Annotated in this window: 9 protein-coding genes and 1 pseudogene; 4 read left to right on the top strand and 6 right to left on the bottom strand. The window is 70.0% G+C overall.

Going from position 1 to position 11,650, the window contains the following annotated elements; translation table 11 throughout:
- Positions 1–2,253, top strand: a pseudogene (locus I5G_RS21070) (DNA topoisomerase (ATP-hydrolyzing) subunit A); the annotation flags it as partial.
- Between the two features lie 45 nt (positions 2,254–2,298).
- Here I5G_RS21070 and I5G_RS06595 read toward each other — a convergent pair.
- Complete coding sequence (locus I5G_RS06595; protein WP_148286426.1) at positions 2,299–4,371, bottom strand: type IIA DNA topoisomerase subunit B; 2,073 nt, start codon at positions 4,369–4,371, stop codon at positions 2,299–2,301.
- Positions 4,372–4,533: 162 nt separating this feature from the next.
- On the opposite strand from I5G_RS06595, the gene I5G_RS06590 reads away from it, so the two are divergent.
- Positions 4,534–4,755, top strand: a complete 222-nt coding sequence (locus tag I5G_RS06590) for a hypothetical protein (RefSeq protein ID WP_022878354.1) — start codon at positions 4,534–4,536, stop codon at positions 4,753–4,755.
- Between the two features lie 32 nt (positions 4,756–4,787).
- Here I5G_RS06590 and I5G_RS06585 read toward each other — a convergent pair whose 3' ends face one another.
- Positions 4,788–5,846: an alanine racemase gene (locus I5G_RS06585; RefSeq protein ID WP_022878353.1), complete on the bottom strand. Its 1,059-nt coding sequence runs from the start codon at positions 5,844–5,846 to the stop codon at positions 4,788–4,790.
- Complete coding sequence (locus I5G_RS06580) at positions 5,843–6,487, bottom strand: alanine racemase C-terminal domain-containing protein (protein WP_022878352.1); 645 nt, start codon at positions 6,485–6,487, stop codon at positions 5,843–5,845. Before I5G_RS06580 ends, I5G_RS06585 begins: the two co-directional genes overlap by 4 nt.
- A 46-nt stretch (positions 6,488–6,533) precedes the next feature.
- On the opposite strand from I5G_RS06580, the gene I5G_RS06575 reads away from it, so the two are divergent.
- Positions 6,534–7,556, top strand: a complete 1,023-nt coding sequence (locus I5G_RS06575) for a sugar-transfer associated ATP-grasp domain-containing protein (protein WP_022878351.1) — start codon at positions 6,534–6,536, stop codon at positions 7,554–7,556.
- Positions 7,557–7,873: 317 nt separating this feature from the next.
- Here the strand turns inward: I5G_RS06575 and I5G_RS06570 are convergent, their stop codons facing one another.
- From I5G_RS06570 to I5G_RS06560, 3 genes are all read right to left on the bottom strand, one after another.
- Positions 7,874–8,572, bottom strand: a complete 699-nt coding sequence (locus I5G_RS06570; protein ID WP_022878350.1) for a coenzyme F420-0:L-glutamate ligase — start codon at positions 8,570–8,572, stop codon at positions 7,874–7,876.
- The gene (locus I5G_RS06565; protein WP_022878349.1) at positions 8,569–9,897 is read right to left on the bottom strand and encodes an RNA polymerase sigma factor; all 1,329 of its coding nucleotides are present in this window, start codon (positions 9,895–9,897) and stop codon (positions 8,569–8,571) included. The genes I5G_RS06570 and I5G_RS06565 overlap by 4 nt, the downstream gene beginning before the upstream one ends.
- 278 nt (positions 9,898–10,175) lie before the next feature.
- The gene (locus I5G_RS06560; protein ID WP_022878348.1) at positions 10,176–11,102 is read right to left on the bottom strand and encodes a proteasome assembly chaperone family protein; all 927 of its coding nucleotides are present in this window, start codon (positions 11,100–11,102) and stop codon (positions 10,176–10,178) included.
- Between the two features lie 85 nt (positions 11,103–11,187).
- Between I5G_RS06560 and I5G_RS06555 the strand changes: the two genes are divergently transcribed.
- Positions 11,188–11,571: a M17 family peptidase N-terminal domain-containing protein gene (locus tag I5G_RS06555; protein ID WP_022878347.1), complete on the top strand. Its 384-nt coding sequence runs from the start codon at positions 11,188–11,190 to the stop codon at positions 11,569–11,571.
- Positions 11,572–11,650: the final 79 nt, after the last annotated feature.

The raw sequence follows: 11,650 nt of genomic DNA, 5'->3' as shown, positions 1-11,650 counted from the left end.
GCCACGTCAAGAGCCCCCGTGTGGTGGCGAGGTGATGGAAAAGCTGCACCCGCACGGCGACGCCCCGAATCTACGACGCGCTCGTGCGGCTCGCGCAGCACTTCTCGCTGCGGGTGCCGCTCATCGACGGTCACGGCACTTTCGGCTCGCTCGACGACTGGCCCCGCCGCCCCGCGGTACACCGAGGCGCGCCTCGCCCCGCCGGCGCTCGCTCTGACCGAGAACCTCGACGAAGACGTCGTCGACTTCGTGCCGAACTACGACGGGCAGTTCCAGCAGCCCGACGTGCTGCCGGCGGCGTTCCCCAACCTGCTGGTGAACGGCGCGACCGGCATCGCGGTCGGCATGGCGACGAACATGGCGCCCCACAACCTCATCGAGGTCGTGGGCGCCGCGACGCACCTCCTGCAGAACCCGGATGCCACGGTCGACGAGCTCATGGAGTTCGTGCCGGGCCCCGACCTGCCTTCGGGCGGCATCATCGTCGGCCTCGACGGCATCAAGGACGCCTACAAGAACGGGCGGGGGTCGTTCCGGACGCGGGCGAAGGCGTCGATCGAGTCGCTCGGCCCCCGCCGCACCGGCATCGTCATCACGGAGCTTCCGTACCTCGTCGGCCCCGAGCGGGTGATCGAGAAGATCAAGGATGCCGTGCAGTCGAAGAAGCTGGCGGGCATCGCCGACGTCACCGACCTCAGCGACCGTCAGCACGGCCTGCGACTCGTCATCGGCATCAAGACCGGCTTCGACCCGCAGGCGGTGCTGGAGCACCTGTACCGGCTGACCCCGCTGGAGGACTCCTTCGGCATCAACAACGTCGCGCTCGTCGACGGACAGCCGCAGACCCTCGGTCTGCGCGAGATGCTGCGGGTGTACCTCGACCACCGCATCCGCGTCGTCACCCGCCGCAGCGAGTACCGGCTGGCGCGCAAGCGCGAGCGGCTGCACCTCGTCGAGGGCCTCCTCATCGCGATCCTCGACATCGACGAGGTCATCCAGGTCATCCGCTCCTCGGACGACGGCGAGCAGGCGCGCACGCGCCTGCAGGAGGTGTTCGACCTCTCCCACCCGCAGGCCGAGTACATCCTCGAGCTGCGCCTGCGACGCCTCACGAAGTTCTCGCGCATCGAGCTCGAGGCCGAGCGCGACCAGTTGCAGGCCGAGATTGACCAGCTCGTCGAGCTCCTCGCCAGCGACGTCCTGCTGCGCGGCCAGGTGGCCAGCGAGCTCGAGGCCGCGGCCGAGGCGTACGGCACCCCGCGTCGCACGATGCTGCTGAACGGCGGCCCGGTGCAGCCCCGGTCGGCGAAGGCCGCCGCGGCCGCCGACCTGCAGATCGCCGATGCCCCCTGCCGCGTGTTCCTCTCGGCCACGGGGCGCATGGTGCGGGCCGAGCTCACCGCCGACGCCCCGGGCGGTGGGGTCGTTCCGCCGACGCGGCGCGCCAAGCATGACGCGATCCGCTCCTCGGTCGACACGACGACCCGCGGCGACATCGGCGCGGTGACCTCCGCCGGACGCCTCGTCCGCTTCTCCCCCGTCGACCTGCCGTCGGTGCCCGGGAACGCGGTACAGCTGGCCGCCGGAACCAGGGTCGAGCAGTACCTCACCCTCGGCAAGGGCGAGCAGGTGGTCGCACTCGTCCCCCTGACCGACGGCCCGCCCCTCGCGCTCGGCACGGCCCAGGGCATCGTGAAGCGTGTCGCCGCGAGCGAGCTCGGAACGAAGCCCGAGATCGAGATCATCGCCCTCCGCGACGGCGACCGCGTGGTCGGGGCGGCGCCGGCATCGGATGCCGCGGAACTCGTGTTCATCGCCGACGACGCGCAGCTGCTGCGGTTCGACGCCTCGTCCGTGCGGCCGCAGGGTCGCTCGGCCGGCGGCATGGCCGGCATCCGGTTGTCCGACGGTGCGCACGTGATCGCGTTCGCCGTCGTCGGCGGCTCGGCGTTCGACGCCGTCGTCGTCACGGTCGCGGGGTCCACCGCCGCGCTGGCGGGGACGGATGCCGGGAGCGCCAAGGTCTCGGCTTTCACCGAGTTCCCCGCCAAGGGGCGTGCCACCGGCGGCGTGCGCGCGCAGCGCCTGCTGCGCGGCGAGGATGCCCTGACGCTCGCGTGGGTCGGGTCCGACCCGCGGGCCGTCGGTACGGACGGATCCGTGCGGACGCTGCCCGACCCCGGCGCCAAGCGCGACGCCTCGGGTCAGCCGCTCGACGCGGTCGTGGGCGCGATCGGCACCGCCATCCGCTGACGCGATGTCGCGGGAGCGCCAGAACGGCGCTCTCGCGCCTCGGCGTCAGACGTCGATGCGCTCGCGGGCCAGGCGGTCGCTCGAGTCGACGATGAACTCGCGGCGCGGAGCGACGTCGCTGCCCATCAGCAGGTCGAAGACCTTCGCGGCCTCTTCGATGTCGCGCACCTGCACGCGCCTTAGGGTGCGCCCAGCCCGGTCCATCGTGGTGGTCGCGAGCTGATCGGCATCCATTTCGCCCAGGCCCTTGTACCGCTGGATCGGTTCCTGCCAGCGCTTGTTCGCCTTCTTGAGCTTGGCGAGGAGGGCGTGCAGTTCCTGCTCGCTGTACGTGTAGATCGTCTCGTTCGGCTTGGAGCCGGGGTTCATCACGATCACTCGGTGCAGCGGCGGCACGGCGGCGAACACGCGCCCGGCCTCGACGAGCGGGCGCATGTAGCGGAAGAAGAGCGTCAGGAGCAGCGTGCGGATGTGCGCGCCGTCGACATCGGCGTCGCTCATCAGGATGATCTTCCCGTAGCGCGCGGCGTCGAGGTCGAACGAGCGACCGGAGCCGGCGCCGATGACCTGGATGATCGAGGCGCACTCGGCGTTCGACAGCATGTCGCTGATCGACGCCTTCTGCGTGTTGAGGATCTTGCCGCGGATCGGGAGCAGCGCCTGGTACGCGCTGTTGCGGGCGTCGCGGGCGGTGCCGAGCGCCGAGTTGCCCTCGACGATGAACAGCTCGGAGTCGGCGACGTCGTTCGAGCGGCAGTCGACGAGCTTCGACGGCAGCGACGAGGACTCGAGCGCGTTCTTGCGGCGCTGCGTCTCTTTGTGCGTGCGCGCGGAGATGCGCGCCTTCATCTCGGAGACGACCTTCTCGAGCAGCAGTGCCGTCTGCGCCTTGTCGTCGCGCTTGGGTGAGGCGAAGCGTTCGGTCAGTTCCTTGGCGACGACCTGCGACACGATCTGCCGCACGGCCGGGGTGCCGAGCACCTCTTTCGTCTGGCCCTCGAACTGCGGCTCCGGGAGCCGGACCGTGAGGACCGCGGTGAGACCGGCGAGGATGTCATCCTTCTCGATCTTGTCGTTGCCGACCTTCAGCTTGCGCGCGTTCTGCTCGACCTGCGTGCGCAGGATCTTCATGAGTCCCTGCTCGAAGCCCTGCTGGTGCGTGCCGCCCTTGGGCGTGGCGATGATGTTGACGAACGACCGGGTGGTCGTGTCGTAGCCGGTGCCCCAGCGGACGGCGATGTCGACCTCGCACTCGCGCTGCACTTCGGTCGGGACCATCGAGCCGCCGGGCTGCAGGACCGGCACCGTCTCGGTGAACGTCCCCGTGCCGGTGAGGCGCCAGGTGTCGGTGATCGCGGCGTCGGGGGCGAGGAAGTCGGCGAATTCGGAGATACCGCCGTCGAAGCGGTAGCTCGTCTCGACCGGCTCGTCGCCGCGCTCGTCGGTGATGACGATCTCGAGCCCCGGAACGAGGAAGGCGGTCTGCCGCGCGCGCTGCACGAGCTCGTCGAATCCGAACGCGGCATCCTTCGTGAAGATCTGCCGGTCGGCCCAGTACCGGATGCGGGTACCCGTCGCGCCGCGCGCGGCCTTGCCGACCACCCGCAGCTCGCTGCTCGCGTCGTACGGCGTGAAGGCCGAGTCGGGGCCGTCGCCCGCGAACACCCCGGGCTCGCCGCGGTGGAAGGACATCGCGTACGTCTTGCCGCCGCGGTCGACCTCGACGTCGAGACGCTCGGACAGCGCGTTGACCACGGACGCGCCGACACCGTGCAGACCGCCGGAGGCCGCGTACGAGCCGCCGCCGAACTTGCCGCCGGCGTGCAGCTTCGTGAAGACGACCTCGACGCCCGTGAGACCGGTGCGCGGTTCGACGTCGACGGGGATGCCACGCGCTCGGTCCCGCACCTCGACACTGCCGTCGCGGTACAGCAGGACGTCGATGCGCGTCCCGTGCCCGGCGAGGGCTTCGTCGACGGAGTTGTCGATGATCTCCCACAGGCAGTGCATGAGGCCCCGGGAGTCCGTGGAGCCGATGTACATGCCCGGGCGCTTGCGCACCGCTTCGAGTCCTTCGAGGACCTGGAGATGATGGGCGGAATACTCGGACGTCACGATCTCTCAGCGTAATCGGGGGCTCCGACATCGGCTTGCAGACACACAGCGAGGTCGGGTCACCGTACGCGCACAGCGAAATGTGATCAAGCCGCGGCATAGGGGAAACATCCGCGTGGTTGTATATGGAGACTCGCCCACGATCACCCGAGGAGGGCACCCGACATGACCACCACGACTGCACCCGACGCGTCCGCCGTCCTCGATCAGCGCCTCACGGCCGCGGATCGCTGCGACTCCTGCGGCGCGCAGGCCTACATCGCCGCCGAGGTCAACGGCAGCGAACTCCTCTTCTGCGCCCACCACGGACGCAAGTACGAAGAGAAGCTCCGCAGCATCGCCACCTCCTGGCATGACGAGACCGCGCGTCTCACCGCCGGCGACTGACCGACTTCCTCCGAACGGGCTCCGCGCCGCTCTCATCGAGCGGAACGGGGCCCGTTCGACGTATACCGGCGGGGCATGGCCGGTGAGACGCGCAGCGCGATCTCCTCGCCGATCGTGTCGATGAGTTCGGCCAGATCCGTCGCGGATGCCACTCCCCCGCGCCCGAACACGATCACGTCGTCGCCGACGGTGGCATCCGCCCATCCCTCGACGAGCGTGAAGTTCGGCCCGATGCGCTGCACGAGGCGCGGACCCGCCGGGGTCGCCACGGAGAAACGCCCCTCGAGCGCGGACGGCAGCCCGTGCAGGCTGCCCAGGTCGAGACGCACGGCGTCGCCCTCGAGCGCGGAGACCGAGGCGATCAGCGACGAGATGGGCTCGATTCCGAGCTCCGCCTCGCCCGGACCTCCCGCGGGACGGATGCCATACGAGAACGCTCCGACCCGCACGAGGTCCTCGCGGAACGGCTCGCGCGCGAACCCGGCGGCGCTGGCGGCGAGGTGCGAGAACCGCGGCGTGAGTCCCGCCTCGACGGCCGCAGCACGCGCGGCGAGGAAGAGGGCGCGGGCGTCGTCGTCGTCGGCATCCGAGGCTTCCGAGATGTGCGACCACACGCCCTCGAAGGTCGCGCGGTCATCGCCGACGAGACGCGAGAGGCTCTCCAGCGCCGCGCCCCACCGCTCGGGACGGATGCCGTTGCGGTGCAGGCCCGTGTCGATCTTGAGGTGGACGCGCGCCGGCGTGGGGAGGTCGGGAAGCGCCGCGAGGTCGGCGAGCAGTGCTTCGTCGCCGATGCCGAGGTCGAGATCCGCCGCGACTCCCGCGGCGAGGTCGTCGGCGCCGCCGAGGAGCCAGACGAAGATGCGCGCGTCGGGCCCGGTCATCTCGCGCACGGCGCGGCCGGTCTCGACGTCGAACGCGCCGATCCACGTGACGCCCTCGGCCGTGGCCCGGCGGATGATCGCCTCGAGACCGTGCGCGTAGGCGTCGTCCTTCACGACGAGCATGTGCTGCGCGGGGGCGACCGCCTCCCGCACGCGCGCGAGGTTGCGGGCGAAGGCGTCGAGATCGACGCGGTACTCGGCGCTCACGCGACCACCGTCCGCACAGCCCGTGCCCCGACGGCGGCGACGATTTCGCCGGCGTTCCAGCCCGTGGCATCCGTCCAGTCGCTCAGCGACGGGTGCCCGGCGTCGGGATCCCCGAAGAACACCGCGTCCGTGCCCCATTCTGGCCGGGCGTCGGTGACGTCGACGACGCACACGTCCATCGCGACGCGCCCCACGATGCGGTGCCGGCGCCCGGCGATCACGACGTCGGCGACGTTTCCGAGCGACCGTACGACACCCTGGGCGTAGCCGCCCGTGACGAGGGCGACGGTCGTGTCGCTCGGCGCGCGGTGGATGTACCCGTACGAGACGCCCTCGCCCGCGAGGAGGGGCTTCGTCCCGAGCACGCGGCCGTGCAGCGACAGCACGGGCTTCGCACGCGGATCGCCGCCCGGCAGGCCGTACAGCGTCGCCGCGTCGACCGCACCGGGGTCGATGTCGAGCGCCGAGAGAATGGATGCCACCCACTCCGCGCCGTGTCCCCAGGCGTCGACCGCGAGGGCGTCGCCTTCCCCGGTCTGGGCGGCGGCGAGGAGCGCATTCCCGCGCAAGTTGCCTTCAGACAGGCGGGCCACCGGAGCCACTCCCCCGGCGTCGGCGCGGACGGGGAGCGTGGAGGTCACGCCATCTAGACTATCCGGGTCCCCCGTCGCCGACCCCGGAGCCTCAATGCCTCAGCAGGGTTTCTCCCTCGTCCCCCGCCTGCGCTACCTCGCCGGACGTGCCCGCCGCATCGACGTCGGGTCGGTCATCGAGCGTGCGAAGGAGGCGTCGGAGCAGCACGGCAAGGCGCTGCCGCTCGTCGTCGCCGACATGCTGTACCAGGCGGGCGTGAAGAACGTCGGCTTCCAGGACTACATCGACTACGACTTCGCGATCCTGAGCCCGGCTGAGCGCGCGACGTACATGACGCACCCCGTGTCGAACCAGATCTCGCAGAAGTTCGACCACCCCGACTACCGCTACATCTTCCAGGACAAGGTCGAGTTCGACCGCCGCTTCAGCGAGTTCCTGCGCCGCGAGTGGATGGTCGTCGACGAGACGAACGCCGACGAGCTGCGCGCCTTCACCGAGCGTCTCGGCACGATCGTGACCAAGGAGCCGGTGGGGCAGGCCGGCACCGGCGTGCACCGCTATCACGCGGCCGAGGTCGACGACTGGACGGCGTTCCACCGGGGTCTGCTCGAGCGCGGCGAGATCCTCGTGGAAGAGGTCATCCGCCAGCACGACGACCTCGCCGCGGTCTGCCCCGGCACCGTCAACACCACGCGCGTCACGGCGTTCTTCGACGGCCGGAAGACTCACATCCTCGCCATGGCGCAGAAGTTCGGCCGCGGCGCGGTCAGCGACCAGATGACCTTCGGCGGCTTCTACACGATGCTCGACGAGAACGGGCACGCCCTCGGCGCCGGATACGACTCGCACGGCCACGTGCACGAGTTCCACCCCGACTCGGGCGTGCGGATCGGCGACTTCCAGCTGCCGTTCGTCGACGAGGTGAAGGCGTTCGTCGACCGCGTCGCCCGCGTCGTCCCGCAGGTGCAGTACGTCGGCTGGGACATCGTCGTCGGCCCCGACGGCCCCGTGCTCGTCGAGGGCAACTGGGGTGCCGGCGTGTACGAGAACAAGCCCAGCGTCACCGGCATCCGCACCGGTCACAAGCCGCGTTCCCGCGCCGCGATCGGATTCTGAGCCCGGATGCCGAGAAGGCCCGCCCCCGTGGGGCGCACAACTCCTGCATACCCGCGCGTGGAAGCCGGTCGGCGTGGCTGCGGAGGGACTCTGCATGAGTTGTGCGGTTTCGGGCGGCAGCCGTGCGGGGTGTCTCGGCGCCGTCCTCGGGCTCGGCCGTATCGGGCGCTGCGGCGGGGTTCGGGCGCAAGTCCTGCATGCCTGCGTCAGGGCGCCACTCCGAGCGGCGGCCGACTGATTCCGCCGGAGTTGTGAGCGCCCCGGATGCCGAGAAGGCCCGCCCCCGATGAGGGAGCGGGCCTTTCGCGTGAGAGGTGTCAGGCGGGGCGGACGATGCCGAGCGGCGTGGACTCGTGTCCCTGGCCGAGCGGGTTGTCCTTGAGGATCGCGACGAGACGCTTCTCGCCGGCCTTGTCGAGCGTCGACCCGAGGATGTTGCCACCCAGGTCGTTGATGTCGACGACGGCCACGTCGAGGTCGATGCCGAGCAGCGCCTTGAGACGGGCGGCCACTTCGCGCGGACGCTCGGGTCCGAGCACGACGGCCTGGTTGTACGGCGGGATCGTGCCCTTGGTCGGGCCGTCGATCGCGCGCGCCTTGTCGCCCGCGATGCGGTAGAAGTCGCCCTTGCGTCCGAACGTCTTGGTCACGGCCGAGACGGCTGCGGCGAAGAGGATGCGGGGCGTCCCGCACTCGCGCAAGGCCATCTCCATCGTCTCGGGCATGCCGAGGCCGATGCCGTACGGCGTCCGGGTGACGTACTTCGACAGGAACAGCGCGAGCTTGCGGGGCTTGATGCTGTCCAGCTTGAACGAGCGGCCCTGCGTGATCGCGACGATCTTCTCGGTGACGAACAGCAGGTCGCCCGGCTGCACGGCATCCTTCGCGTACTCGAGGATGAAAGCGTCGAGGTCGTCGCCCGGCATGACGACCCGCGTGCGGATCGGGATGCGGGCGAACGTCGTGCCCTCGACGGTGCGGGTCAGCGCCTTCCCGGCGTTGGCTTCGGCGCTCATTCGAGGTAGTCCCGCAGCGACTGCGACCGGCTGGGGTGCCGGAGCTTGGCCATCGTCTTCGACTCGATCTGGCGGATGCGCTCACGCGTCACGCCGAACGTGTCACCGATCTGGTCGAGCGTCTTGGGCTGCCCGTCGCCGAGGCCGAAGCGCATACGGATGACACCCGCTTCGCGCTCGCTGAGCGAGTCGAGGAGCGACTCGAGCTGGCGCTGGAGCATCGTGAAGCCGACCGCGTCGGCCGGGACGACCGCCTCGGTGTCTTCGATCAGGTCGCCGAACTCGCTGTCGCCGTCCTCGCCGAGCGGGGTGTGCAGCGAGATGGGCTCGCGGCCGTACTTCTGCACCTCGATGACCTTCTCGGGGGTCATGTCGAGTTCGCGGCTCAGCTCCTCGGGCGTGGGTTCGCGACCGAGGTCCTGGAGCATCTGGCGCTGGACGCGCGCGAGCTTGTTGATGACCTCGACCATGTGCACCGGGATGCGGATGGTACGGGCCTGGTCGGCCATGGCACGCGTGATCGCCTGACGGATCCACCACGTGGCGTACGTCGAGAACTTGAAGCCCTTGGTGTAGTCGAACTTCTCGACCGCACGGATGAGGCCCAGGTTGCCCTCCTGGATGAGGTCGAGGAACTGCATGCCGCGACCGGTGTAACGCTTGGCGAGCGAGACGACCAGGCGGAGGTTCGCGCCGAGGAGGTGGCTCTTCGCGCGCTGGCCGTCACGGGCGACCCACTGCAGGTCGAGGCCGAGCTGGCTCGTCTTCTCGGCCGGCGACATGTTCGAGAGCTTCTCTTCGGCGAAGAGACCCGCCTCGATGCGCATCGCGAGTTCGACCTCTTCGGCCGCGTTGAGGAGCGGGACCTTACCGATCTGCTTCAGGTAGTCCTTGACGGGGTCGGCGGTCGCGCCGGTGATCTGCGCGGAGTAGACGGGGACGTCGTCCTCGTCGCTCGACGAGATGACGATCGCGCCGGTCGGGAGCGCCTCGGTGGCCGCCGCGGGCTTCTCCTCGTCGTCCTCGTCGTCGTCGCTGTCGTCCGACTTCTTGGCCGCGGGCTTCGCCGCGTCGTCGGTGTCGCTGTCGTCGTCGTCGGAGTCGTCCGCGACTTCGAGGTCTTCGTCGAGGTCTTCCTCGATCTCGTCCTCTTCGATGTCGTCGTCGGCCTTCGCCTTGGACTTCGCCTTGGCGGGCGTCGCCTTGGCCTTGGCGGGGGCCTTCTTGGCCGCGGTCTTCTTCGACGCGGTCGTGGTCTCCTCCGCGGTGTCGAGGTCGGTGTCCTTCTCACTGCGGGAGCGGGTCTGGGTGTTCGTGCCTGCCACGTTTCGCCTTTCACCGGGAACGTACGTTGCACGGCCGCCGGTCGTTCTCGGACACTAGTAAGACCCTTGTCAAGTCCGATCCGGTGGAGCGGGCTCCAGGTTCGGCCGACAATGGGTCAGGTTCTTCATTGTCTCACATCCCCGGCGCGGGACTTGACGCGCACCGGGCATCTGTGCGTATACAACCGTTCACGGCCGCGATGTATTCCTGTGCGGCGTTGTCGCGGGCGGGCGCGTCCGCGCCGAGCCCGGCTTTCGCGGCCGTGCGTGCGTGGCTGTCAGCCGAGGCGCCCGCGGCGGTCGTCGTCGCCGGGACGGTTGGCGAGGAACCGCTCGAGCTCGGCCGCGAGCTCGTCGGCGCTCGGCAGGTCGCCCGTGTGGATGATCGGGGTCGCCTGGGTGGAGCCGGCCATGTAGGCGTCGTAACGCTCCTCGAGTCCCTGCAGCATGCGGGTCAGCTCGTCGCTGCCCTCCACCTGTTCGGTGACCTTGACGAGGAACTCGCGGTTCTCTTCCCTCAGGACCTCACCCGAGAAGACGAGTCCCGTCGCAACGGTGAGGCTGTCGAGCGCGGCCAGCGCCGCCGCGGGGTACTCCGTGTCGCCGAGGTAGTGCGGGACGAGCAGGGCGAAGCCGGCGACCTTGGCCCCGGCCTCGGCGAAGCGGTACTCGAGCAGGTGCCCGGCGGTCGAGGGGATGTGCGTGTGCGGACGCCACACCGAGTGGGCTTCCGCGAGGTCGCTCCGCGTTCCGCTCACGGTGGTGCCGATCGGACGGGTGTGGGGCACGGGCATGGGGATCGCGTGCACCCACGTCACGGACGACACCTGAAGGCCCGCGCTGATCTCCAGGACGCTCTCGGCGAACGCCTCCCAGAGGAAGTCGGGTTCGTAGCCGGCGAGCAGCAGGAACGGCTGGCCCAGCGAATCGTGGGCGAGCGACAGTTCGAGGCGCGGGGGGCGATAGTCCGTGAGGTGGTCTTCGACGAACGTGATGAGCGGTCGCCGCGCGCGGTAGTCGAGCAGCGTGTCGTTGTCGAAGACGACGACGGGGTTCGGCTCGAGATCGTCGCGGAAGTACTCGACGAGGCGGGTGACGGCTCCGCCCGCATCGGTGAAGCCCGTGAGCGCGATGACCAGCGGCAGCCCCGACGGCACCGGCGGCGCGGCGGGTGCGCGGTCGTACAGCGGTGCGGGATAGGCCATGTCTCCACTCTACGAGCCGGGTCGGACACCTCGGCGACGGTGCGTCCCGCTGCTAGCGAACAGCCGCGAACCTAGGATGGAACCCATGCCGTATCCCTCCGTCACGCACACCGATGTCCCCGTCCTCGAGTCCGGCGCCGATGCGATCCTCCTCGTGGTCCCCAAGGCGAACGGCTCCGCGACAGATCCCGAGGGCTGGGACGGTCTCAGTGCATCGCTGACCTCGGTCGGCTTCACGGGTGGGCCGGGATCCTTCCAGCGCGTGCACGTGCCCGGCGTGACGGTTCCCGTCGCCGTGGTCGGTGCCGGATCCGACCCGGGTGCCGCTGCTGTCCGCGACGCGGTCGGAACGGCCCTGCGTCAGCTCACGGGGTTCGAGCACGTCGCCGTCCAGTCGCTCGTCGACGTCCCGTGGGCGTCGCTGGCCGAGGGCGCGGCGCTCGGTGGATACCGTTTCGCCGGCTACTAGACCGAGGCCCCCAAAGAGCGCGCGTTCCGCGTGTTCGTGTACCCGCCGGACGCCCCCACCGAGGCCGAGCAGACCGCCG

This window comes from Microbacterium sp. B19, assembly GCF_000333395.1.
In the GTDB taxonomy this organism is placed as follows: Bacteria; Actinomycetota; Actinomycetes; order Actinomycetales; family Microbacteriaceae; genus Microbacterium.
The sequence above is the reverse complement of the archived record's forward strand: the minus strand, read 5'-3'. Positions and strand labels throughout refer to the sequence as shown.